Origin of the sequence: Pseudomonas sp. 2848 (assembly GCF_003253945.1) — a bacterium.
Taxonomy (GTDB): Bacteria; Pseudomonadota; Gammaproteobacteria; order Pseudomonadales; family Pseudomonadaceae; genus Aquipseudomonas.
The window spans coordinates 468,239-490,658 of the sequence record NZ_QKZD01000002.1 but is presented as its reverse complement, the minus strand read 5'-3'; the positions used below and the strand labels follow the sequence as shown (position 1 = coordinate 490,658).

Below are 22,420 nucleotides of genomic sequence, written 5' to 3'. Positions count from 1 at the left end.
CATGCGCCTTCCAGCGGCCTGGGCAATCAGCCTTGCGTCAAACGCAAACAGGCGAGCCAGCGCCTCTGCGCGTCACCCCTGAGCAAATCGGTAGCACTTGTGGGAAGCTTGCCCAGATGCGACAGACTTAAGTGTCACCGACAACGGTCCTGCTGGTAACGACAGGCGACGGCCGGTAGATGACAACCAATGCGCCAGAATGTGGCGCATCGGTCACGCGCGGGCCAGAACGGCGCATCAGCATTCGATGACGCTGACCGCCAGGCCTCCGCGGGAGGTTTCCTTGTACTTGTCGTGCATGTCGGCGCCGGTGTCGCGCATGGTGCGGATCACCTGGTCCAACGAGATGAAATGTTCGCCATCACCGCGCAGGGCCATCTGCACGGCATTGATCGCCTTTACCGCAGCGATTGCGTTGCGCTCGATGCACGGGACCTGCACCAGGCCACCAACCGGGTCGCAGGTCAGGCCGAGGTTATGTTCCAGGGCGATCTCGGCGGCGTTTTCCAACTGCGCCGGGGTGGCGCCGAGGACATCGGCCAAGCCTGCGGCGGCCATGGCGCAAGCCGAGCCGACCTCGCCCTGGCAACCAACCTCGGCGCCGGAGATCGAGGCGTTCTTCTTGCACAGGATGCCCACCGCCGCCGCGCCGAGGAAAAAGTCCACCACATTGGACTCGTCCACCGCGTCGGAGAAACGCATGTAGTAGTGCAACACCGCCGGGATGATCCCCGCCGCGCCGTTGGTAGGCGCGGTGACCATGCGCCCGCCGGCGGCGTTCTCTTCGTTGACCGCCAGGGCGAACAGGTTGACCCACTCCATGGCGCTCATGGTCGAGCCGATCACGTTGGGCTTGCCCAGCTCCTGCAGGCTGCGGTGCAGCCGGGCGGCGCGGCGGCGCACATTGAGCCCGCCGGGCAGGATGCCTTCATGCTTGAGGCCGTTGTTCACGCACTCCTGCATGGCTTGCCAGAGCTTGAGCAGGCCGGCGCGGATCTCGGCTTCGCTGCGCCAGACCTTTTCATTCTCCAGCATCAATTGCGACACGCGCAGGTCGTTTTGCTTGCACAGGCGCAGCAGTTCGGCGGCGCTGTCGAAGTCGTAGGGCAGCACGGTCTGGTCGGCGTCCAGCACGCCGCTGGCGGCCTGGGCGGCATCGACCACGAAGCCTCCACCCACCGAGTAAAAAGTGTCGCGGTGCAGCTCGCCCGCCTCACCTTCGGCAATCAGCGTCATGGCATTGGGGTGGTACGGCAGGTTCTCGTCCAGCAGCAGCATGTCGCGGGCCCAGACGAACTCGATGGGCAGGCGACTGTCGAGCTTGAGCACGTTGGTTTCGCGCAGGTCGGCGATGCGTGGGGTGATCTGGCTGGGATCGATGGCGTCCGGCCATTCGCCCATCAGGCCCATGATCGTGGCATTGTCGGTGCCGTGGCCGACGCCGGTGGCCGACAGCGAGCCATACAGCCTCACTTCGATACGCCGCACCTGCTCCAGCTCGCCGCGCTCACGCAGCCCCTGGACGAACAGCGCACCGGCGCGCATGGGGCCGACGGTGTGCGAGCTGGAAGGCCCGACACCGATCTTGAACAGGTCGAACACGCTGATGGCCATTGTCGAATCACCTCTTGCTGGGCTTGTCTCTGCGCGCCAGGCGCAGGGCGGAGCAACTGCTAGGCTGAAACAGTCGAGCCGCCTTGAATGCTCGCATCATCGGGCTTTTGCCCAGCCCTTCGCCGTCTGCAACCGACGTACTTTTGTCCAGCAGCGCCGCCGCTGCACGGGCCTTTCGTGCGCCGTTTTCCAGCGGCGGGACGACGCAAAAACCGAGGTATGGGGGTGGAAAAATCCAGTTGCGACATCGTCCGTACTGGATACGACCCGTCCTGTACTGGATACGACGCCACCAGTAGGCGATTGCCGAACGCTGGAGGATTATCGAAAGCGACTCGTATTGCACGGCCTCGCATCCTGCCCTCTGCAGGCCTGGTCGACCGGAGCCCTGAGAACGCCCGGCGGCCCACGCGAACCCGAAGATAAAATCACAGGAGTCCATCCATGAAAGGTTCACCCTCGCTGTTGCTGGTCGCGTTGCTGTCCGCTCCGCTGTTGGCCCAGGCCGCCGAACCCGAGCAGTGCCAGACGGTACGGTTCTCCGATGTCGGCTGGACAGACATCACGGTCACCACCGCGACCACCAGCGTCGTGCTCGAAGCCCTGGGCTACAAGACCCACACCACCATGATCTCGGTACCGGTGACCTACAAGTCGCTGGCCACCGGCAAGGACCTGGACGTGTTTCTCGGCAACTGGATGCCGACCATGGAGAACGACATCAAGCAGTACCGCGATGCCGGCACCGTCGAGACCGTGCGCGCCAACCTGGAAAACGCCAAGTACACGCTGGCCGTGCCCCAGGCCTTGTATGACAAGGGCCTGAAGGACTTCGCCGACATTCCCAAGTTCAAGCAGGAGCTCAAGGGCAAGATCTACGGCATCGAACCGGGCAACGATGGCAACCGCACCATCCAGAAGATGATCGACGACAACGCCTTCGGCCTGAAGGACGCCGGCTTCCAGATCGTGCAGTCCAGTGAGGCGGGCATGCTGGCGCAGGTCGACCGGGCGCAGAAGCGTGAAGACGCGATCGTCTTCCTCGGCTGGGAACCGCACCCGATGAACACCCGCTTCAAGATGCAGTACCTGACCGGTGGGGATGCCTACTTCGGTCCCGACTTCGGCAAGGCCACCGTGCTGACCAACACCCGCAAGGGCTATGCACAGGAGTGCAGCAACGTTGGCCAGCTGTTGAAGAACCTGTCGTTCGAGCTCAAGGATGAAAGCACCATGATGGGCTATGTCCTGGACGACAAGATGAAGCCCGAGGCGGCCGCGAAAAAATGGCTGAAGGACAACCCCGGCAAGCTCGACGCCTGGCTCGCCGGCGTGACCACCGTGGACGGCAAACCCGGCCTTGAGGCGGCCAAGGCCAAACTGACGCAATAACGCAAGACGCCATGGCAACACCGCGGGGTGGGACCGTGCCCACCCCGGACTGATTTCAATCTTTGCAGGTGGAAGCTCGCTATCATGCTTATCGATCAGAAAATACCCCTGGGGCAGTACATCGCCTCATTCGTCGAATGGTTGACCCAGAATGGCGCCAGCTACTTCGACGCCATCGCCGCAGGCCTGGAATTCATGATCCATGGGGTCACCAGCGCCCTGACCTGGTTCAACCCATTCGTGCTCATCGCCCTGTTCGCCGGCCTCGCGCACCTGATACAGCGCAAGTGGGCGCTCACCGTCTTCGTCGCCCTTTCGTTCCTGCTGATCCTCAACCTGGGCTACTGGCAGGAAACCATGGAAACCCTGGCGCAGGTTACCTTCGCCACGGTGGTCTGCGTGGTCATCGGCGTGCCGCTGGGCATCGCCGCCGCGCACAAGCCGATGTTCTACACCGCCATGCGCCCGGTGCTGGACCTGATGCAGACCGTGCCCACCTTCGTCTACCTGATCCCGACCCTGACCCTGTTTGGCCTGGGCGTGGTGCCGGGGCTGATCTCCACCGTGGTGTTCGCCATCGCAGCGCCCATCCGCCTCACTTATCTGGGCATCTGCGACGTGCCGCAGGAGCTGATGGACGCCGGCAAGGCCTTCGGTTGCTCGCGTCGCCAACTATTGACCCGTATCGAACTGCCACACGCCATGCCGAGCATCGCTGCCGGGGTGACGCAATGCATCATGCTGTCGCTGTCGATGGTGGTGATTGCCGCCCTGGTCGGCGCCGACGGCCTGGGCAAACCCGTGGTCAACGCACTGAACACCGCCGATATCTCCCTGGGCTTCGAAGCGGGCCTGGCCATCGTGCTGCTGGCGATCATGCTCGACCGTATCTGCAAGCAACCGGAGCTGCCGGTAAGGGGTGAGGCATGAGCATCATTCGTTTCGAAGACGTCGACGTCATTTTCTCCAGCAAGCCGCGCGAAGCGCTGGCCCTGCTCGACCAAGGCCAGACCCGCGAGCAGATCCTCAAGCAGACGGGCCTGGTGGTCGGCGTCGAAAAGGCCAACCTGGACATCAACAAGGGCGAGATATGCGTGCTCATGGGCCTGTCCGGCTCGGGCAAATCCAGCCTGCTGCGCTGCATCAACGGCCTCAACACCGTGAGCCGCGGCAAGCTGTTCGTCGAGCACGAAGGCAAGCACATCGATATTGCCCACTGCACCCCGGCAGAGCTGAAGATGATGCGCACCAAGCGCATCGCCATGGTGTTCCAGAAGTTTGCCCTGATGCCCTGGCTGACGGTGCGCGAGAACATCAGCTTCGGCCTGGAGATGCAGGGCCGGCCGGAGAAGGAACGGCGCAAGCTGGTGGATGAAAAGCTCGAACTGGTGGGCCTGACCCAGTGGCGCAACAAGAAACCGGACGAACTCTCCGGTGGCATGCAGCAGCGCGTGGGGCTGGCCCGGGCGCTGGCGATGGACGCCGATATCCTGTTGATGGACGAGCCGTTCTCGGCCCTCGATCCGCTGATCCGCCAGGGCCTGCAGGACGAACTGCTGGCCCTGCAGAGCAAACTCAGCAAGACCATCGTGTTCGTCAGTCATGACCTAGACGAGGCGCTGAAACTGGGCAGCCGCATCGCCATCATGAAGGACGGGCGCATCATCCAGTACAGCAAGCCGGAAGAGATCGTGCTCAACCCGGCCGACGAATACGTGCGCACCTTCGTCGCCCACACCAACCCGCTCAACGTGCTGTGTGGCCGCAGCCTGATGCGCAGCCTGGACAATTGCCGGCGAGTCAACGGTTCGGTGTGCCTGGACCCGGGCATCGACTCATGGCTGGACCTTGGCGAAGGCGGTTCGCTCAAGCGCGCACGCCAGGGCCAGAATGGCCTGGACATGCAGAACTGGGCGCCGGGGCAGGACGTCGGCTTGCTGGAGCGCAGGCCAACCGTGGTACACGCTGATATCGGCATGCGCGAAGCGCTGCAGATTCGTTACCAGACCGGCAACAAGCTGGTGCTGCAGGATAACGACAAGGTGGTGGGGATACTCGGGGATACCGAGTTGTATCACGCGTTGCTCGGCAAGAATCACGGGTGATTTAATTGGGGCCGCCTTGCGGCCCCAATCAGTGGATCAGCGTACGACGATCCCCCGCGAAGCCATGTAGGCCTTGGCTTCCGGCACCGTGTACTCGCCGAAGTGGAAGATGCTCGCCGCCAGTACCGCGCTGGCATGCCCTTCCAGGATGCCGTCGGCCAGGTGCTGCAGGTTACCCACGCCACCGGAAGCAATCACCGGAATCCCCAGCGCATCGCTGATGGCGCGGGTCACGCCCAGGTCGAAGCCATTCTTCATGCCATCCTGGTCCATGCTGGTCAGCAGGATCTCGCCAGCCCCCAGGCCTTCCATCTTCTTCGCCCACTCCACCGCATCCAGCCCGGTAGGCTTGCGCCCACCGTGGGTGAAGATCTCCCAGCGCGGGGTTTCGCCCGGGCCGGAGACTTTCTTGGCGTCGATGGCAACGACGATGCACTGCGAACCGAAACGGTCCGCCGCCTCGCCCACGAACTCCGGGTTGAACACCGCGGCGGTGTTGATCGACACCTTGTCGGCACCGGCGTTGAGCAAGTTGCGGATGTCCTGCACGGTGCGCACGCCACCGCCCACGGTCAGCGGGATGAACACCTGGCTGGCCATGCGCTCGACGGTATGCAGGGTGGTGTCACGGCCATCGACGCTGGCGGTGATGTCGAGGAAGGTGATCTCGTCGGCGCCCTGTTCGTCGTAGCGCCGGGCGATCTCCACCGGGTCGCCGGCATCGCGGATGTTCTCGAACTTGACGCCCTTGACCACCCGGCCGTTGTCCACGTCCAGGCAAGGGATGATGCGCTTGGCCAGTGCCATGGTCGCTCCTCAGCCTTGGTAGTTGTCGCAGAAGGCCTGGGCCTCGGCGACGTCGAGGGTGCCTTCGTAGATGGCACGGCCGGTGATGGCGCCGATAATGCCCGGAGCCTTGGCGTCCAGCAGGGCCTTGATGTCGCCCAGGTTGTGAATGCCGCCCGAGGCGATCACCGGAATGCGCGTGGCTTCGGCCAGGGCCTTGGTGAAGGGCACGTTGCAGCCCTGCATCATGCCGTCCTTGGCGATGTCGGTGTAGACGATCGCCGAGACGCCATCGGCCTCGAAACGCTTGGCCAGGTCGATGACCTGCACGCTGCTCACTTCGGCCCAGCCGTCGGTGGCGACGAAGCCGTCCTTGGCGTCCAGGCCGACGATGACCTTGCCAGGGAACGCTTTGCACGCTTCGGCGACGAACTCAGGCTGCTTGACCGCCTTGGTGCCGATGATCACGTAGCTGACACCGGCCTTGACGTAGTGCTCGATGGTCTCCAGCGAGCGGATGCCACCGCCGATCTGGATCGGCAGGGTCGGATAGCGCTTGGCGATAGCCGTGACCACTTCACCGTTGACCGGCTGGCCTTCGAAAGCGCCGTTGAGGTCGACCAGGTGCAGGCGGCGGCAGCCACCTTCGACCCATTTGGCGGCCATGCTCACCGGGTCGTCGGAAAATACCGTGGAGTCTTCCATGCGGCCTTGGCGCAGGCGTACGCAGGCACCGTCCTTGAGATCGATAGCGGGGATAATCAGCATGTGAGGGACCTGTCTAATCGTTGGAATTCAGGGCTTCTCGAGCGCCCACAGGTCGCTTTCGATGCTCTCGAACCGCTCCTTGAGGTGCAGCTGAACATCGGCAATCGCCCTGTTGTAGTAATGGGGTGCAATCTCTTTGCTGAACAGCTCGAGGACCTCGGCCACCTCGAATGACCCCAGCTCCAGCTCGAAGCGGTCTTCGAGAAAACGCTTGAGCGTGTCGAGCGCCTCGCGCTCCTGCTCCGGGGTCAGGGTGATGATCGGGGCCTTGGTCTTCGATCGGCTCATTTACCAGCGCCCGTCCCAGGCGACGAAGTTCTGCAGCAGCTGCAGGCCATGGGTATGACTCTTCTCCGGGTGGAACTGCACGGCGAAACGCGAGCCTTCGGCCAGCGCGGCGGCGAAATCGACGCCGTAGTGGCCGCGACCGACCACCTGGCCCGGCTTGCCGGCTTCGATGAAGTAGCTGTGCACGAAGTAGAAGCGCGCACGATCGGGGATGTCATGCCACAGCGGGTGGTCGATGGTCTGGCCGACTTCGTTCCAGCCCATGTGCGGCACCTTCAGGTGCTCGCCGTCTTCCTTCAGGTCTTTACCGAAGAAGCGCACCTGGCCGGGGAACAGGCCGATGCAGTCGACACCGTCGTTTTCCTCGCTGCGCTCGAGCAGCGCCTGCATGCCTACGCAGATGCCGAGGAACGGGCGGTCCTGGCTGACTTCGCGCACCAGGCTGTCGAAGCCCAGGCGGCGGATCTCGGCCATGCAGTCGCGGATAGCGCCGACGCCTGGGAACACCACGCGGTCGGCTTCACGAATCACCGCGGCGTCGCTGGTCACCAGCACCTTGCCGGCGCCCACATGCTCCAGGGCCTTGGCCACCGAGTGCAGGTTGCCCATGCCATAGTCGATCACGGCTACCGTCTGCATTTACAGGCACCCTTTGGTGGAAGGCATCTGCCCGGCCATGCGCTCGTCGAGGGTAACGGCCATGCGCAGCGCGCGGCCGAACGCCTTGAACACGGTCTCGATCTGGTGGTGGGTGTTGTGGCCACGCAGGTTGTCGATATGCAGGGTCACCAGGGCATGGTTGACGAAGCCCTGGAAGAACTCCTGGAACAGGTCGACATCGAAGCCGCCCACGGTGGCGCGGGTATACGGCACGTGCATCTGCAGGCCCGGACGACCGGAGAAGTCGATGACCACGCGCGACAGGGCCTCGTCCAGCGGCACATAGGCATGGCCGTAGCGGAAGATGCCTTTCTTGTCGCCGATGGCCTGGGCGAACGCCATTCCCAGGGTGATGCCGACGTCCTCGACGGTATGGTGGTCGTCGATATGCAGGTCGCCCTTGCACTCGATATCCAGGTCGATCAGCCCATGCCGGGCGATCTGGTCGAGCATGTGTTCAAGGAAAGGCACACCGATTTCGAATCGGGCCTTGCCGCTGCCATCGAGGTTGATCGAGCACTTGACCTGGGTTTCCAGGGTATTGCGCTCGACGGAAGCCTTACGTTCGACCATCACCAGCTCCGCAAAATCATTGGGCGAAAAGGGCTCCATTATAGGCCCAGAACGCGCCCGCTTGAAACGCGGATGACATATGGCAGGGCAAGCAATTACGGGGGGATAACAGGTTTACAGGTCTATACAAGCGTGTAGCTGGGGCTGCTGTGCAGCCCTTTCGCCGCGGTTCGTCGCCACGGCAAGCCGGCTCCCACAGAGATCGCGGCAGTGCAATACCTGTGGGAGCCGGCTTGCCGGCGATGAGGCCAGTACAGCTATATCAATGGAACAGAACGGCCGTCTTCTGCAGGGTAATCCACACCCCCCAGGCCAGCGGAATCACCACCACCGCCCAGGCCACCAGCACCAGCGGCAGGCTGCCCGGCGCCGCGTGCCACTCCAGCGAACGCGCGGAATCGGCGCCCTTGTCATGGCTCAGCGCGCGCTCGGCCGCCAGTTCGGCGTCGGTCATGAAGTACTTGTCCGCCACCGGGCGCACCAGCATGTTGCAGATGAACCCCAGCACCAGCAGGCCGGCCAGGATGTACAGGGTCATGTCGTAGGCCGCGGCCCGCTCCACGCCCGCCGCCAGCTGCGCCTCGCGCAGGTAGGTGATCAGCACCGGGCCGAGCACGCCGGCCGCCGCCCAGGCAGTCAGCAGGCGACCATGGATGGCACCGACCATCTGCGTGCCGAACAGGTCGGCCAGGTACGCCGGCACGGTGGCGAAACCGCCGCCGTACATCGACAGGATGATGCAGAACGCCGCCACGAACAGCGCCACGTTGCCGATGTGGCCCATGTTCGGCACCAGGCTGTAGAGGCCCACGCCCAGGGCGAAGAAGGCGAAGTAGGTGTTCTTGCGGCCGATGTAGTCGGAGAACGACGCCCAGAAGAAGCGCCCACCGATGTTGAACAGGCTCAGCAGACCGGTGAAACCGGCGGCGATCGCGGCAATCTGCGCCAGCTGCGCGGCATTCAGCTCACTGAAGGTCAGCTCGTTGCCCAGCAACTTGCCGGCGAACACTTCCTGCAGCAGTGGCGAAGCCATGCCGAGAATGCCGATACCGGCCGAGACGTTCAGGCACAGCACCAGCCACACCAGGGCGAACTGCGGGGTTTTCCAGGCCACGCTCACATGCACGTGACGGTCGGTAACCATGGCGTTGGCTTTCTTCGCCGGCGGAGTCCAGCCTTCGGGCTTCCAGCCGGTCGGCGGCACGCGGTAGGCCAGGGCACCCGCGGTCATGAACACGAAGTAGATAGCGGCCATGGCGACAAAACTCTGCCATACGCCCACCTCGGTCGCGCTGCCGAAGTGGCCCATGAGCGCGGTGGCCAGAGGAGCGCCCACCATGGCACCTCCACCGAAGCCCATGATCGCCATGCCGGTGGCCATGCCACGCTTGTCCGGGAACCACTTGATCAGGGTCGAGACCGGCGAAATGTAGCCCAGGCCCAGGCCGATCCCCCCGATCACCCCCGAACCCAGCCACATCAACCACAGCTGGTGGGTTTTCACACCAATCGCCGAGATCAGCAGGCCACCGCACCAGCACAATGCCGAGACCAGGCCGGCCTTGCGCGGGCCGGCGTGCTCCAGCCAGCCGCCGAGCACCGCGGCAGAGCAGCCGAGAAACACGAAGAACAGGGTGTAGATCCAGCTGAGCATGGAGATCGGCCAGTCGCACTCGGCGCTGAACAGGCGGGCGACGAAGCCCATGTCGGCGGCGCAGGCCACCGGAGCGCTGACACCCAGAGCCTGGGACAGCGGCAGCCAGAACACCGAGAAGCCATAGGCCATGCCGATGCACAAGTGAATGGCCAGGGCCGCCGGCGGCACCAGCCAGCGGTTGAAGCCCGGGCGGGCGATGATGCGCTCCTTCGACAGGAAGCCCGGCGTGCTTGCCGCCGCCCCCGCCGTGATACTGCTGTTCATGGATTGATCCTTTTGTAGGTGGGCTGTGCGCGTGGACGGCTCTGTATGGCTGCACGCAAGGCAGCCCGACCGCTTCAGGCATTACCCGCGACAATGGGTCGCGGGGCTGCACGGGCGGGCGCAAGATTACCAGCAGCGGGTGACATGAAAGCAATCTGATATCGTGTTTTTTTCGTCAGCTGAATCGGTATTTCGCGTATTCAGGTGAGGTTGTGTCGCCTGTTCTGGCCTTATCGCGGGGCAAGCCCGCTCCCACGCATTGCCGAGGCAGGCGTGCTATCTGCGTGGGAGCGGCGGTGCGCCGATGCGACTTGCCCCGCGATGAGGCCAGAGCAGGCAACAAATGAACTGCCGTCAATCCCATTGTCGAAATGTCGGATAAGCAGTGCCTATACCCACGGCGCTATACTCGCCGCTGAAATTCATAATCGGACTACAAGGACTCGCCCATGAAAGCGTTCGGCAAAATCCTGGGGCTGGGGCTTCTCGGGTTGTTGCTGATCATCGTGGCGCTGGGCTTCGCCCTGACCCACCTCTTCGATCCCAACGACTACAAAGAAGAAATCCGCCAGCTGGCCCGCGACAAGGCCCACGTGGAGCTCACCCTCAATGGCGATATCGGCTGGAGCCTGTTCCCATGGCTGGGCCTGGAGCTGCACGAGGCCAGCATCGCCACGCTGAACAACCCCAAGGTGCCTTTCGCCGACCTGCAGATGCTCGGCCTGTCGGTACGCGTACTGCCGCTGCTGCGCCGTGAAGTGCAGATGAGCGACGTGCGGGTCGAAGGCCTCAACCTGACGCTGACCCGCGATGCCAACGGCCATGGCAACTGGGAAGACATCGGCAAACCATTGCCGGCCCCGGCGATCGCCAACGCACCGGCGAGCCCGCCCGATGCAAGCTCAGCGACAGAACCAGCCAAGCCGGAAAGTGGCGAGCGCTCGGTCAAGCTCGACATCGACAGCCTGACCGTCAACAACGCCCGGGTGCTGTACACCGACGAGAAAGCCGGCCAAACCTACGGCGCCGAAAGCATTCAGTTGAGCACCGGCCCCGTGCACGAAGGCGTGAACATCCCGCTCAAGGCCAGCGCCTTCCTCAGCGCCAGCCAACCGAACCTGAAGGCGCGTACCGAGTTGACCGGCGAACTGCGCTTCGATCGCCGTCTCAAGCGCTACAACCTCGAGGACATGCGCCTGTCTGGCGAAACCTCGGGCGAGCCACTGGCCGGCAAGACCATGACCTTCGCCGCCCAAGGCCAGGTGCTGGTCGACCTGGCGGCCAATGTCGCCTCCTGGAGCGGCCTGAAGGTCTCGGCCAACCAGTTGCGCGCCCTGGGCGAGCTGAACGTGCGCGACCTCGACAAGGCGCCGCAGGTCAGCGGCGGCCTGTCCATCGCCCAGTTCGACCTGCGCACCTTCCTCGACGGTATCGGCCACCCGCTGCCCGCCACCGCCGACGCGGCAGCGTTCAAGAAGCTGGAACTGGTCACCCGCCTGCAAGGCACGCCGAACAGCATCGCCCTCGAAGACCTGGCGGTGAAGCTGGACGACAGCACCTTCACCGGCCGGGTCGCCGTGGAAGACTTCGCCAAGCAGGCCCTGCGCGTGCGCCTCAAGGGCGACAAGTTCGACGCCGACCGCTACCTGCCGGCCAAGAGCGAGGAAGCCAAGGGTGCCACCGCAGCGCGCCAGGCCGAGGTCAAGCAGCAGGAAGCCACTGCCGTCGCCGGCGCCGGCTCCACGCCGCTACCCGAAGCACCGACGCAAGTTGCCTGGAGCAGTGACAAGCTGCTGCCGGTCGACCGCCTGCGCGCCCTCGATCTGCAGGCCGACCTGTCGTTCGGCGCCCTGACGCTGGACAAGCTGCCGATCAGCGACGCGCAGCTGACCGCCAGCGGCCAAGGCGGCCTGGTCACCCTGCAGACCCTGCGCGGCGCCCTGTACAACGGCACCTTCGAGGCCAAGGGCACCGTGGATGTACGCCCTGCCGTGCCGCAGATCGGCGTCAACACCAAGATCAACCGCGTGCCAGTGGAACACTTCATCAAGCGTGAATCCCCGGAGCAGGCGCCGCCGGTCAAGGGCCTGCTGACCCTGAACAGCGACCTCACCGCCACCGGCAACAGCCAGAAGGCGCTGGTCGATACGCTCAATGGCAATGCCAGCTTCACCATCAACGACGGCGTGCTGGTCAACGCCAACCTGGAACAGCAACTGTGCCAGGCCATCGCCACCCTCAACCGCAAGCAGCTCAGCGGTGAGCCCCGTGGCAAGGACACGCCGTTCCAGGAGTTGCGCGGCAGCTTGGTATTGCGTAACGGCGTGGCCAGCAACCCGGACCTCAAGGTGCGCATCCCAGGCCTGACCGTCAACGGTCACGGCGACCTCGACCTGCGCGTGCTGGGCATGGACTACAACGTCGGCGTGGTCGTCGAAGGCGACCAGCGCGCCATGCCCGACCCGGCCTGCCAGGTCAACGAGCGCTATGTCGGCGTCGAAGTGCCACTGCGCTGCCGCGGCCCGCTGGAGCTGGGTGCCAAGGCGTGCCGCCTGGACCAGGACGGCCTGGGCAAGGTGGCCGCGAAGCTGGCCGGCAATCGCCTGAAAGACAAGATCGATGAAAAGCTCGAAGAGAAACTCGGAGACAAGGTGAGCCCTGAACTCAAAGATGCATTGAAGGGGCTGTTCAAGCGATGACACCCCAGCAGTTCTCCAGCGCCGTGCTGGACTGGTACGACCAGCACGGTCGCCATGACCTGCCCTGGCAACAGGACATCACCCCGTATCGGGTGTGGGTGTCGGAAATCATGTTGCAGCAGACCCAGGTCAGCACCGTGCTCAACTACTTCGACCGCTTCATGCAGGCGCTGCCCACCGTGCAGGCGCTGGCCGAGGCGCCGGAGGACGAGGTGCTGCACCTGTGGACGGGCCTGGGCTACTACACCCGTGCCCGTAACCTGCAAAAGGCCGCGAAGATCGTCGTCGAGCAACATGGCGGCGAGTTTCCGCGCAGCGTCGAGCAGCTCACCGAACTGCCCGGTATCGGCCGCTCCACCGCCGGGGCCATCGCCAGCATCAGCATGGGCATCCGCGCGCCGATCCTCGACGGCAACGTCAAGCGCGTACTGGCCCGCTTCACCGCCCAGGCCGGCTACCCGGGCGAGCCGAAGGTGGCCAACCAGCTGTGGGCCAGCGCCGAGCGCTTCACGCCGATGGCCCGGGCCAACCACTACACCCAGGCGATGATGGACATGGGCGCGACGTTGTGCACGCGTAGCAAGCCCAGCTGCCTGATCTGCCCGTTGCAGCGCGGTTGCGAAGCGCACCTGCACGGCGAGGAGACCCGCTACCCCGAGCCAAAGCCGCGCAAGGCCTTGCCCCAGCGCAAGACCCTGATGCCGCTGCTGACCAACCACGAAGGCGCGATCCTGCTCTACCGCCGGCCCTCCACCGGCCTGTGGGGCGGCCTGTGGAGCCTGCCGGAGCTGGACAGCCTCGAGCAGCTCGAAGACCTCGCCTACCAGCACGGCCTGCGCCTGGCCGGCAGCCAGGCCCTGGCAGGCCTGACCCATACCTTCAGCCATTTCCAGCTGGCCATCGAGCCATGGCTGGTGCGTGTCGACCCCGCCGGCGCGCACGTGGCCGAGCCCGACTGGCTCTGGTATAACCTCGCCACCCCGCCGCGCCTGGGCCTCGCCGCCCCGGTCAAGAAGCTGCTGCAACGCGCGGCCGACGAACTGATTGCAGGAGAGAAGCGATGACCCGCACCGTGAAGTGCCGCAAGTACAACGAAGAACTCCCAGGCCTCGACCGCCCGCCCTACCCGGGCGCCAAGGGCCAGGACATCTTCGAGCACATCTCGCAGAAGGCCTGGAAGGAGTGGCAGGACCACCAGACCATGCTGATCAACGAGAAGCGCCTGAACATGATGAATGCCGAGGACCGCAAGTTCATCCAGGCCGAGATGGACAAGTTCTTCGCCGGCGAGGATTACGCCCAGGCCGAAGGCTACGTTCCACCCTCGAATTGACCCCAGAAAACGTAAGCGACGGAATTAATTTAAATTTTTTTGAAAAAGTCGTTGACGGCCTCTGAGAAAATCTATTTAATTCACCCCGTCGCCCAGATAGCTCAGTCGGTAGAGCAGAGGATTGAAAATCCTCGTGTCGGCGGTTCGACTCCGTCTCTGGGCACCACCTTCAGCTTCTGGTGGTTGCAAAGTTACCCGAAGCGACACAAGAAACCCGCCTAGTGCGGGTTTTTTGTTGCCTGCGATTTTTCTTCTAGCTCCTTCATGCCCGGTTGATCGATATCAAAAAGCCACTTGCCATGCGCTCATAGGATGGAAGGTGGACATTCGAACGACCCCGCAAGGACCTCCATGAGCGAAGAATCCGCCACCCTCCTCCTGCCATCGCCTGCCGAGGCCGGCAGCAGCGCCAAGCCCACCCCTCGCACCCGCCGTCCGCGCCAGCGCAAGCCGGCCGCCAGCGCCGCCGCGCCAGAGATCATCACCCAGGTCAGCCAGCAGCCAGCAGCCCTGGAAGTGGCCAACGCGCGCAAGGGCAGCAGCGAGGACAGCACCTCGGCACGCCTGCCGGCCAGCTACCCCTACCGCACGCGCATGCGCCGCCAGGACTACGAGAAGGCCAAGCACGATCTGCAGATCGAGCTGCTGAAAGTGCAGAACTGGGTGAAGGAAACCGGCCAGCGCATCGTCGTGCTGTTCGAGGGCCGTGATGCTGCGGGCAAGGGCGGCACCATCAAACGCTTCATGGAACACCTGAACCCGCGTGGTGCGCGGATCGTGGCACTAGAGAAGCCTTCCGAGCAGGAAAAGGGCCAGTGGTACTTCCAGCGTTATGTGCAGCACCTGCCCACCGCCGGTGAAATGGTGTTCTTCGACCGCTCCTGGTACAACCGCGCCGGGGTCGAGAAGGTGATGGACTTCTGCTCGCCCCTGCAATATCTGGAGTTCATGCGCCAGGCACCAGACCTCGAACGCATGCTGTGCAACAGTGGCATCCTGCTGTTCAAGTTCTGGTTCTCGGTGAACCGCGAGGAACAGCTGCGCCGCTTCATCTCCCGCCGCGACGACCCGCTCAAGCACTGGAAACTCTCACCCATCGACATCAAGTCGCTGGACAAGTGGGAGGACTACACCGCTGCCAAGGAAGCGATGTTCTTCCATACCGACACGGCCGATGCGCCATGGACAGTGATCAAGTCAGATGACAAGAAGCGCGCGCGGATCAACTGCATTCGTCACTTCCTGCACTCGCTGGATTATCCAGGCAAGGACCACAGCGTGGCGCATGCGCCGGATCCGTTGCTGGTCGGGCGGGCTTCGCGGGGGTTCGAGGAAGATGAGCCGGAGGCGCTGGTGAGCTGAACACTTTGGGGCCGTTGGGCGGCCTCTTGGGTTTCTCGCGCAACTACGCTTCAATACGCGCCTTTACCAGTCAGCCCAAGGATCCACCCATGGCCACCAACACCAAGCAACAGAAACGCGCCAAGCGCGCCGCCACCAAGGCCAAGCAGAATCGCATGGTGCGCAGCGGCCAGGCGGTCAAGGCCAGCGCCGGCGACAGCGCCAGTGTCGAGCAGGTGTTCAACAAGGCCATGGAATCGGGCAGCTACAACAGCCTGTTCGAAAAGATGAAGGAAGCCCAGGAAAACGGCCTGGTGCCGATGATCTCGGTGTTCCTGGTCGACCCGCTGCTGGCGTTGGTGCTCAAGGGCCACAAGGAAGAGCACGCCACCGACTACATCGTCATGGTGTTCACCGCCTACCGCGCATGGCTCGACGGCATTGACGAGGACGCGACCATGGCGTGGCTGGAGAGCGACGAGTTCCAGGACGCCTATGTCGCCGCTTCGGAAGCGGTGGCCAAGCAGCAGCAACAGCAGAAGCAGTTCGGCTGAGTCGAAACGCACCCGCTTCCACAACCCGTGCAGACAAAAAAGGCCGCGTCCTTCACAGGACGCGGCCTTTTCATTTCATTTGTGGATCAGCTATCCAGCGCCACACGCGCAGCAGCGCCACGCTTGCGGTGCACCAGCAGACCAGCTGCCACCACACCAATGCTCAGGATTGCCGTGGCGATGATCTCGGCACGGTGATCTTCGCGCAGCGCCATCACCGCCAGCACGGCGATAATGAAGGCGATGGTCGCCCAAGTCAGGCCCGGGAACATCCACATCTTGAACGAGATCTTCTCGCCCTTGGCTTCACGCTGGGCACGCATGCGCAGTTGCGAAACGGCGATCACCAGGTACACCAGCAGGGCGATGGCGCCGGAGCTGGCCAGCAGGAACTCGAACACCTCGGCCGGGGCCAGGAAGTTGGCGAACACGCACAGGAACGCCGCGGAGGTGGACAGCAGCACGGCCCAGTGCGGGGTGCCGGCCTTGGTGGTGCGCTGGGCAATGGCCGGGGCGTCGCCACGCTTGCTCAGGGAGAAGAGCATGCGCGAGGAGGTGTACAGCGCCGAGTTCAGGCAACTGGTCACGGCGATCAGCACGACGATGTCGACGATCAGCTTGGCGTTCGGCACACCGATCAGGCTGAGGACAGTCTGGTAGGAGCCTTTCTCGGCCAGGGTCGGATCGTTCCAGGGCACCATGGCCACGACCAGGAAGATCGACACCAGGTAGAACAGGCAGATACGCCAGATCACCGAGTTGGTGGCGCGGCTGATCTGCTTGCCCGGATCCTTCGATTCAGCGGCGGCGATGGTGACGATCTCGGTCCCCATGAACGAGAACATGGTGGTCAGCATGGCGGCCAGCACGGCGCCCAGGCCATTGGGCATGAAGCCCTGGGTGTCGAACAGGTGGCTGACGCCGCTGATCTGGCTGCTCGGCACCATGCCGAACATGGCCGCGCAGCCGACGACGATGAAGCCGATGATCGCCAGCACCTTGAGCAGGGCGAACCAGAACTCGAACTCACCGTAGTTCTTCACGCTGAACAGGTTGGTGATGGTCAGCGCCAGGGTAATGATCAACGAGAACGCCCACAGGTCCACCGAGGGGAACCAGGCATGCAGGATGGCGGCGGCGGCGTTGGCCTCCAGTGGAATCACCAGCACCCAGAACCACCAGTACAGCCAGCCGATGGTGAAACCTGCCCAGCGCCCGATGGCGCGGTCGGCGTAGGTGGAGAAGGAACCGGTGTCAGGCGAGGCGACAGCCATTTCGCCGAGCATGCGCATCACCAAAACGACCAGGGTACCGGCCGCGGCGTAGGCCAGCAGCACGGCGGGGCCGGCGGCGGCGATGGCGTGGCCGGAGCCGACGAACAGCCCTGCGCCGATCACGCCGGCGATGGACAGCATGGTCACATGCCGTTGCTTGAGCCCCTGAGCGAGGTCATTGGAATTGTTACCGCTCATAAAACTACCTTTGTAAGGAGGTGGACTACACGAATGACTGGCCAGCGCGCCGGGGAGTGGATAGGCGTCGCCGCATTCAGTGGTTTGCAGACGGCAATAAGCGGGCCAGGTGAGAATGACTTTCGTCTGAAATGTTTCTGCCTCCAATAACGGCGCGGCTTGCAGGGCATTGTGCCAAGCTTTGACCGAAAGGTCGCCAAATCCCCATGCCAAGTCTGGATTACGGAAATACCCACTTACAAATGCACCACAGGTGCTCCTCGGTAACACCTGCGCACGAACTCTGCGCATCAGAAAGCGCAACCAACAGGCGCAACCTTGCCCCCGTCAAGTCCGCGACACAGTGCCACCCGGCTAAAAACGGCTTCCCAGACCGGGCCAAAGCTGGCACCATCGCGCCTTTTTTCATCAAGGCTCCGGTGCTGGGCAAAACGCTATTGCGGACATCCTGGCGACAGTCCACTGCAGCGATGCGACAAACTGTCCCACCAGCGACCCGAGCACCCCGCGACCCGGTTGGCCGCCGTTGCGCCGCTATGCTAGCGTGGCGCTCGCCAGGAAGGCCGCCAACAGCTGGGAACGCACCCGAACACATGAGGACCGCAAATGGCTCAGGCCACGCCCGCGCTGGAAATCCGCAACCTGCACAAACGCTATGGCGAGCAGGAAATTCTCAAGGGCATTTCGCTGACCGCGCGCGACGGTGACGTGATCTCCATCCTCGGCTCGTCCGGCTCTGGCAAGTCCACCCTGCTGCGCTGCATCAACCTGCTGGAGAACCCGCACCAGGGCGAGATCCTGGTCGCCGGCGAAGCCCTCAAGCTCAAGGCGCAGAAAAACGGCGACCTGATCGCCGCCGACAACCGCCAGATCAACCGCCTGCGCAGCGAGATCGGCTTTGTCTTCCAGAATTTCAACCTGTGGCCGCACATGTCGATCCTCGACAACATCATCGAGGCGCCGCGCCGCGTACTTGGCCAGAGCAAGGCCGAGGCCATCGAGCATGCCGAGGCGCTGCTGAACAAGGTCGGCATCTTCGACAAGCGCCACAGCTACCCCGCCCAGCTTTCCGGTGGCCAGCAACAACGTGCCGCCATCGCCCGTACCCTGGCCATGAAACCCAAGGTCATCCTGTTCGACGAGCCAACCTCGGCGCTCGATCCGGAAATGGTCCAGGAAGTGCTTAACGTCATCCGCGCCCTGGCCGAAGAAGGCCGTACCATGCTGCTGGTGACACACGAGATGAACTTTGCCCGCCAGGTGTCCAGTGAAGTGGTCTTCCTGCACCAGGGCCTGGTCGAAGAGCAAGGATCGCCGCAGCAGGTCTTCGAGAACCCGACCTCGGCGCGTTGCAAGCAATTCATGTCCAGCCACCGCTAACGGAGCAACACGAATGCAGACCTATAAAAAAGTCCTCCTGGCCGCTGCCGCCACCTTGGTATTCTCGGCCAATGCCATGGCAGCCGAGAAACTGAAAATGGGCATCGAGGCGGCCTACCCGCCGTTCAACAACAAAGATGCCAGCGGCCAGGTCGTCGGCTTCGACAAAGACATCGGCGACGCCCTGTGCGCCAAGATGAAGGTCGAATGCGAAGTGGTCACCTCCGACTGGGACGGCATCATCCCCGCCCTGAACGCCAAGAAGTTCGACTTCATCGTCTCCTCGCTGTCGATCACTGACGAGCGCAAGCAGGCCGTGGACTTCACCGACCCGTACTACTCCAACAAGCAGCAGTTCATCGCGCCGAAGAACGTCGACTTCAAGACTGACGACAAATCGCTCGAAGGCAAGACCATTGGCACCCAGCGCGCCACCCAGGCCGCTACCTGGCTGGACGATCACGGCGGTATGGACGGCAAATTCAAGGTCAATCTGTATGACGGCCAGGAAAACGCCTACCTGGACCTAACCTCCGGCCGCGTCGACGCCATCCTCGCCGACAAGTACGCCAACTACGACTGGCTGAAATCCGAAGCCGGCAAGAACTACGAGTTCAAAGGCGACCCGGTGAACGAAAGCGACAAGGTCGGCATCGCAGTACGCAAAGGCGACAACGAGCTGCGCAACAAGCTCAATGCCGCGCTGAAGGAAATCGTCGCCGACGGCACCTACAAGAAGATCAACGACAAGTACTTCCCGTTCAGCATCTATTGATTCGCCCCGACAGGCATCGCCGCCCTGGCGGTGCCTGTCCCTTGAACAAACTTACCCATGAATATCGACCTGCACGGATTCGGCCCGGCCATGATGGCCGGCACCCTGATGACCGTAAAACTGGCGCTCTGCGCCTTGCTGCTGGGGCTGGTCCTGGGCCTGCTCGGCGCCCTGGCCAAGACCTCGCCGGTCAAGCCCTTGCAATGGCTTGGCGGCACTTATTCCACACTGGTGCGCGGCGTTCCCGAACTGCTCTGGGTGCTGCTCATCTACTTCGGCACCGTCGGGCTGATGAACAGCCTTGGCGAACTGCTGAACATGCCTGGCCTGGAGCTCAGCGCCTTCACCGCTGGCGTGGTCGCCCTCGGCCTGTGCTTCGGCGCGTACGCCACGGAAGTGTTCCGCGGCGCGATCCTGGCCATCCCCAAGGGGCATCGTGAAGCGGGCCTGGCCCTGGGCCTCTCCAAGGGTCGCATCCTGTCGCGGATCATCCTGCCGCAGATGTGGCGCATCGCCCTGCCGGGCCTGGGCAACCTGTTCATGATCCTGATGAAGGACACTGCGCTGGTGTCGGTGATCGGCCTGGAAGAGATCATGCGCCACGCGCAGATCGGCGTGACCGTCACCAAGGAGCCGTTCACCTTCTACGCCGTGGCCGCCTGCATCTACCTGGGCCTGACCGTGATTGCCATGACCGGCATGCACTTCCTGGAAAAGCGCGCCGCTCGCGGCTTCATGAGGGCCGAATAAATGAACTGGGAAGTCATCATCAAGTGGCTGCCACGCCTGGCCCAGGGTGCCACCCTGACCCTGGAGCTGGTGGCCATCGCCGTCATCGCCGGCCTGATCCTGGCCATACCGTTGGGCGTGGCGCGCTCGTCGCGTCACTGGTATGTGCGCGCCCTGCCCTTCGGTTACATCTTCTTCTTCCGCGGCACGCCGCTGCTGGTGCAGCTGTTCCTGGTGTACTACGGCCTGGCCCAGTTCGACGTGGTGCGCAACAGCTCGCTGTGGCCGTACCTGCGCGATCCGTTCTGGTGCACGGTGCTGACCATGACCCTGCACACCGCCGCCTATATTGCCGAGATACTGCGCGGCGCCCTGCAGGCGATCCCCAAGGGCGAGATCGAAGCCGCACGGGCGCTGGGTATGTCACGGGGCAAGACGCTGCTCTACATCATGCTGCCGCGCGCCGCGCGCATCGGCCTGCCGGCCTACAGCAACGAAGTGATCCTGATGCTCAAGGCCAGTGCGCTGGCCAGTACCGTCACCTTGCTGGAATTGACTGGCATGGCACGGACCATCATTGCCCGCACCTACCTGCCGGTGGAGATCTTCTTTGCCGCCGGAGTGTTCTACCTGTTGATCTCGTTTGTGCTGGTTCAGGGTTTCAAAGTGCTGGAGCGCTGGCTGCGCGTGGATGCCTGCCAAGGGCGTTGAGGCTGTAAACAACATCGGGGCCGCATGGCGGCCCCCATCGATAGTGCTGCGGTACCTGCATGCCGACCACGCCTTACCTCCACGACCAGCACCTGTTCGAGCGCTTCCAGGCCCTCGACCACTTCCTGCTCCAGCACCAACAGCTGTGGCGCCCGCGCCCGTTCAACCACTTGCGCCTGGGCTGGGAAGACAAGCACACCGAGCTGTCCCGCTGGCTGCGCCAACGTACCCTTGAGCAAGCTGAAGCACCCGAGCAACCTGCAGCCCCAGCCCCATTTCCGCAACTGGCGGCCCAAGCGTTGGCCCTGTCCACCGTCGGCGAGCTGCCCGATGCCGGCCTGCACCCCGCCGGCCACCGTCTCGACGTCAACGTCCCTGGCCGCAAGTGGCAGCAGATCGAAGCCTTCAGCCGCCGCCTGGCATTCAGCCAGCCTGCGCGGCACTGGCTCGACTGGTGCTCCGGCAAAGGCCACCTGGGCAGGCGCCTGCTGCAACCCGGCCAGCATCTGACCTGCCTGGAGTACGATGCCGAGCTGGTCAGTGCCGGCAAGGCCCTGAGCGAGCATCACCACCTGGCTGCCACCCATGTCCACCAGGACGTCATGGCCATGGACAGCGCCCGGCATCTGGATGGCGACAAGAGCGCGGTCGCCCTGCACGCTTGCGGCGACTTGCATGTGCGGCTGCTGCAACTGGCAAGCCAGCAAGGGTGCCGACAGATCGCCGTCGCGCCCTGCTGCTACAACCGCATCCAGGGCAAGCGCTATCAGCCGCTCTCCGGTGCCGCCCAGGCCTCGGCTCTGGCATTGACCCAGGAAGACCTGGGCCTGCCACTGAGCGAAGCGGTCACCTCCAGCCAGCGCACTCGGCGCCAGCGCGACCAGTCCATGGCCCGCCGCCTCGGGTTCGACCTGCTGCAGCGCCAGCAACGGGACGTGGACGAATACCTGCCCACCCCTTCGCTGCCGGTCAGCTGGCTGGCAAAGCCTTTCGAGCACTACTGTCGCGACCTGGCCGAACTCAAGCAACTGACGATCAACGACCAACCCGACTGGGTTGCCCTGGAGGCAGCTGGCCAGCAACGCCTGGCCCAGGTACGCAACCTCGAACAGGTACGCAACCTGTTCCGCCGCCCACTGGAGATGTGGCTGGTACTCGATCGCGCCCTGTTCCTGCAGGAGCAAGGCTATACGGTACGCCTGGGCGTGTTCTGCGATTACCCCCTGACCCCGCGCAACCTGTTGCTGCTGGGTGAGCGCGACGCAACGCCGCAGCGCGGTTGACAGCCTGTGGATAACTCTGTGTACAAGCTTGTGATG

At 63.7% G+C, this 22,420-nt stretch carries 21 protein-coding genes and 1 tRNA gene; 14 read left to right on the top strand and 8 right to left on the bottom strand.

Going from position 1 to position 22,420, the window contains the following annotated elements:
• Positions 1–237 precede the first annotated feature (237 nt).
• A complete protein-coding gene (locus DFS21_RS06260) occupies positions 238–1,614 on the bottom strand; it encodes an L-serine ammonia-lyase (protein ID WP_102681805.1) in 1,377 nt (458 codons plus the stop codon).
• A gap of 444 nt (positions 1,615–2,058) precedes the next feature.
• On the opposite strand from DFS21_RS06260, the gene DFS21_RS06255 reads away from it, so the two are divergent.
• The 3 genes from DFS21_RS06255 (at position 2,059) to choV (ending at position 5,111) form a co-directional block, all read left to right on the top strand.
• The gene (locus DFS21_RS06255; protein WP_111531993.1) at positions 2,059–3,006 is read left to right on the top strand and encodes a choline ABC transporter substrate-binding protein; all 948 of its coding nucleotides are present in this window, start codon (positions 2,059–2,061) and stop codon (positions 3,004–3,006) included.
• Positions 3,007–3,087: 81 nt separating this feature from the next.
• The gene (gene choW / locus DFS21_RS06250; RefSeq protein ID WP_172670914.1) at positions 3,088–3,936 is read left to right on the top strand and encodes a choline ABC transporter permease subunit; all 849 of its coding nucleotides are present in this window, start codon (positions 3,088–3,090) and stop codon (positions 3,934–3,936) included.
• Positions 3,933–5,111, top strand: a complete 1,179-nt coding sequence (choV, locus tag DFS21_RS06245) for a choline ABC transporter ATP-binding protein (RefSeq protein ID WP_102681807.1) — start codon at positions 3,933–3,935, stop codon at positions 5,109–5,111. The genes choW and choV overlap by 4 nt, the downstream gene beginning before the upstream one ends.
• A gap of 36 nt (positions 5,112–5,147) precedes the next feature.
• Here the strand turns inward: choV and hisF are convergent, their stop codons facing one another.
• The 6 genes from hisF to DFS21_RS06215 all read right to left on the bottom strand — a co-directional run bounded on the left by hisF (position 5,148) and on the right by DFS21_RS06215 (position 10,107).
• Positions 5,148–5,918, bottom strand: a complete 771-nt coding sequence (gene hisF, locus DFS21_RS06240) for an imidazole glycerol phosphate synthase subunit HisF (RefSeq protein WP_023629858.1) — start codon at positions 5,916–5,918, stop codon at positions 5,148–5,150.
• 9 nt (positions 5,919–5,927) lie between these two features.
• Positions 5,928–6,665 (bottom strand): 1-(5-phosphoribosyl)-5-[(5-phosphoribosylamino)methylideneamino]imidazole-4-carboxamide isomerase, encoded by a 738-nt coding sequence (hisA, locus tag DFS21_RS06235; RefSeq protein WP_046853804.1) that lies wholly within the window; start codon positions 6,663–6,665, stop codon positions 5,928–5,930.
• A 27-nt stretch (positions 6,666–6,692) separates the two neighbouring features.
• On the bottom strand, positions 6,693–6,953 hold the full coding sequence (locus tag DFS21_RS06230) for a DUF2164 domain-containing protein (protein ID WP_023629859.1): 261 nt from the start codon (positions 6,951–6,953) through the stop codon (positions 6,693–6,695).
• Positions 6,954–7,592, bottom strand: coding sequence for an imidazole glycerol phosphate synthase subunit HisH (gene hisH / locus DFS21_RS06225; RefSeq protein ID WP_046853802.1), 639 nt, complete (start codon positions 7,590–7,592; stop codon positions 6,954–6,956).
• Positions 7,593–8,186: an imidazoleglycerol-phosphate dehydratase HisB gene (hisB, locus tag DFS21_RS06220; protein ID WP_028688464.1), complete on the bottom strand. Its 594-nt coding sequence runs from the start codon at positions 8,184–8,186 to the stop codon at positions 7,593–7,595. It lies immediately after the preceding gene.
• A 262-nt stretch (positions 8,187–8,448) separates the two neighbouring features.
• Positions 8,449–10,107 (bottom strand): OFA family MFS transporter, encoded by a 1,659-nt coding sequence (locus DFS21_RS06215; RefSeq protein ID WP_046853801.1) that lies wholly within the window; start codon positions 10,105–10,107, stop codon positions 8,449–8,451.
• Positions 10,108–10,556: 449 nt separating this feature from the next.
• Between DFS21_RS06215 and DFS21_RS06210 the strand changes: the two genes are divergently transcribed.
• The 6 genes from DFS21_RS06210 (at position 10,557) to DFS21_RS06185 (ending at position 16,034) form a co-directional block, all read left to right on the top strand.
• Entirely contained in the window at positions 10,557–12,806 is a 2,250-nt protein-coding gene (locus tag DFS21_RS06210; RefSeq protein WP_111531992.1) for an AsmA family protein, read from the top strand.
• Positions 12,803–13,870 carry an A/G-specific adenine glycosylase gene (gene mutY, locus DFS21_RS06205; protein WP_111531991.1) on the top strand — a complete coding sequence of 356 codons (1,068 nt, stop codon included), beginning with the start codon at positions 12,803–12,805 and terminating at the stop codon, positions 13,868–13,870. The genes DFS21_RS06210 and mutY overlap by 4 nt, the downstream gene beginning before the upstream one ends.
• Positions 13,867–14,139, top strand: coding sequence for an oxidative damage protection protein (locus DFS21_RS06200; protein WP_011536185.1), 273 nt, complete (start codon positions 13,867–13,869; stop codon positions 14,137–14,139). Before mutY ends, DFS21_RS06200 begins: the two co-directional genes overlap by 4 nt.
• Positions 14,140–14,229: 90 nt before the next feature.
• Positions 14,230–14,305: transfer RNA gene (locus DFS21_RS06195), tRNA-Phe, on the top strand.
• Positions 14,306–14,490: 185 nt separating this feature from the next.
• Positions 14,491–15,501 carry a polyphosphate kinase 2 gene (gene ppk2 / locus DFS21_RS06190; protein WP_110697287.1) on the top strand — a complete coding sequence of 337 codons (1,011 nt, stop codon included), beginning with the start codon at positions 14,491–14,493 and terminating at the stop codon, positions 15,499–15,501.
• A gap of 89 nt (positions 15,502–15,590) precedes the next feature.
• Positions 15,591–16,034 (top strand): hypothetical protein, encoded by a 444-nt coding sequence (locus tag DFS21_RS06185; RefSeq protein WP_110697285.1) that lies wholly within the window; start codon positions 15,591–15,593, stop codon positions 16,032–16,034.
• An 86-nt stretch (positions 16,035–16,120) separates the two neighbouring features.
• On the opposite strand, the gene gabP is transcribed toward DFS21_RS06185, so the two are convergent.
• Positions 16,121–17,506 carry a GABA permease gene (gene gabP / locus DFS21_RS06180; RefSeq protein ID WP_111531990.1) on the bottom strand — a complete coding sequence of 462 codons (1,386 nt, stop codon included), beginning with the start codon at positions 17,504–17,506 and terminating at the stop codon, positions 16,121–16,123.
• Positions 17,507–18,112: 606 nt separating this feature from the next.
• On the opposite strand from gabP, the gene DFS21_RS06175 reads away from it, so the two are divergent.
• The 5 genes from DFS21_RS06175 to DFS21_RS06155 are packed head-to-tail and all read left to right on the top strand — an operon-like array spanning position 18,113 to position 22,384.
• Positions 18,113–18,886: an ABC transporter ATP-binding protein gene (locus DFS21_RS06175; RefSeq protein ID WP_046853793.1), complete on the top strand. Its 774-nt coding sequence runs from the start codon at positions 18,113–18,115 to the stop codon at positions 18,884–18,886.
• A 13-nt stretch (positions 18,887–18,899) separates the two neighbouring features.
• Positions 18,900–19,661: an ABC transporter substrate-binding protein gene (locus tag DFS21_RS06170; RefSeq protein WP_094010997.1), complete on the top strand. Its 762-nt coding sequence runs from the start codon at positions 18,900–18,902 to the stop codon at positions 19,659–19,661.
• A gap of 57 nt (positions 19,662–19,718) precedes the next feature.
• Complete coding sequence (locus tag DFS21_RS06165) at positions 19,719–20,411, top strand: ABC transporter permease (RefSeq protein WP_110697279.1); 693 nt, start codon at positions 19,719–19,721, stop codon at positions 20,409–20,411.
• On the top strand, positions 20,412–21,101 hold the full coding sequence (locus tag DFS21_RS06160; RefSeq protein WP_110697277.1) for an ABC transporter permease: 690 nt from the start codon (positions 20,412–20,414) through the stop codon (positions 21,099–21,101).
• A 59-nt stretch (positions 21,102–21,160) separates the two neighbouring features.
• Positions 21,161–22,384 carry a methyltransferase gene (locus DFS21_RS06155; protein WP_111531989.1) on the top strand — a complete coding sequence of 408 codons (1,224 nt, stop codon included), beginning with the start codon at positions 21,161–21,163 and terminating at the stop codon, positions 22,382–22,384.
• The last annotated feature ends 36 nt before the right edge of the window (positions 22,385–22,420 follow it).

Excerpts from the sequence above, each read along its gene's own strand:
- DFS21_RS06260 (WP_102681805.1), bottom strand. The coding sequence starts at position 1,614 with ATGGCCATCAGCGTGTTCGACCTGTTCAAGATCGGTGTCGGGCCTTCC.
- DFS21_RS06255 (WP_111531993.1), top strand. The coding sequence starts at position 2,059 with ATGAAAGGTTCACCCTCGCTGTTGCTGGTCGCGTTGCTGTCCGCTCCG.
- choV (WP_102681807.1), top strand. The coding sequence starts at position 3,933 with ATGAGCATCATTCGTTTCGAAGACGTCGACGTCATTTTCTCCAGCAAG.
- hisF (WP_023629858.1), bottom strand. The coding sequence starts at position 5,918 with ATGGCACTGGCCAAGCGCATCATCCCTTGCCTGGACGTGGACAACGGC.
- hisA (WP_046853804.1), bottom strand. The coding sequence starts at position 6,665 with ATGCTGATTATCCCCGCTATCGATCTCAAGGACGGTGCCTGCGTACGC.
- DFS21_RS06230 (WP_023629859.1), bottom strand. The coding sequence starts at position 6,953 with ATGAGCCGATCGAAGACCAAGGCCCCGATCATCACCCTGACCCCGGAG.
- hisH (WP_046853802.1), bottom strand. The coding sequence starts at position 7,592 with ATGCAGACGGTAGCCGTGATCGACTATGGCATGGGCAACCTGCACTCG.
- hisB (WP_028688464.1), bottom strand. The coding sequence starts at position 8,186 with ATGGTCGAACGTAAGGCTTCCGTCGAGCGCAATACCCTGGAAACCCAG.
- DFS21_RS06215 (WP_046853801.1), bottom strand. The coding sequence starts at position 10,107 with ATGAACAGCAGTATCACGGCGGGGGCGGCGGCAAGCACGCCGGGCTTC.
- DFS21_RS06210 (WP_111531992.1), top strand. The coding sequence starts at position 10,557 with ATGAAAGCGTTCGGCAAAATCCTGGGGCTGGGGCTTCTCGGGTTGTTG.
- mutY (WP_111531991.1), top strand. The coding sequence starts at position 12,803 with ATGACACCCCAGCAGTTCTCCAGCGCCGTGCTGGACTGGTACGACCAG.
- DFS21_RS06200 (WP_011536185.1), top strand. The coding sequence starts at position 13,867 with ATGACCCGCACCGTGAAGTGCCGCAAGTACAACGAAGAACTCCCAGGC.
- ppk2 (WP_110697287.1), top strand. The coding sequence starts at position 14,491 with ATGAGCGAAGAATCCGCCACCCTCCTCCTGCCATCGCCTGCCGAGGCC.
- DFS21_RS06185 (WP_110697285.1), top strand. The coding sequence starts at position 15,591 with ATGGCCACCAACACCAAGCAACAGAAACGCGCCAAGCGCGCCGCCACC.
- gabP (WP_111531990.1), bottom strand. The coding sequence starts at position 17,506 with ATGAGCGGTAACAATTCCAATGACCTCGCTCAGGGGCTCAAGCAACGG.
- DFS21_RS06175 (WP_046853793.1), top strand. The coding sequence starts at position 18,113 with ATGGCTCAGGCCACGCCCGCGCTGGAAATCCGCAACCTGCACAAACGC.
- DFS21_RS06170 (WP_094010997.1), top strand. The coding sequence starts at position 18,900 with ATGCAGACCTATAAAAAAGTCCTCCTGGCCGCTGCCGCCACCTTGGTA.
- DFS21_RS06165 (WP_110697279.1), top strand. The coding sequence starts at position 19,719 with ATGAATATCGACCTGCACGGATTCGGCCCGGCCATGATGGCCGGCACC.
- DFS21_RS06160 (WP_110697277.1), top strand. The coding sequence starts at position 20,412 with ATGAACTGGGAAGTCATCATCAAGTGGCTGCCACGCCTGGCCCAGGGT.
- DFS21_RS06155 (WP_111531989.1), top strand. The coding sequence starts at position 21,161 with ATGCCGACCACGCCTTACCTCCACGACCAGCACCTGTTCGAGCGCTTC.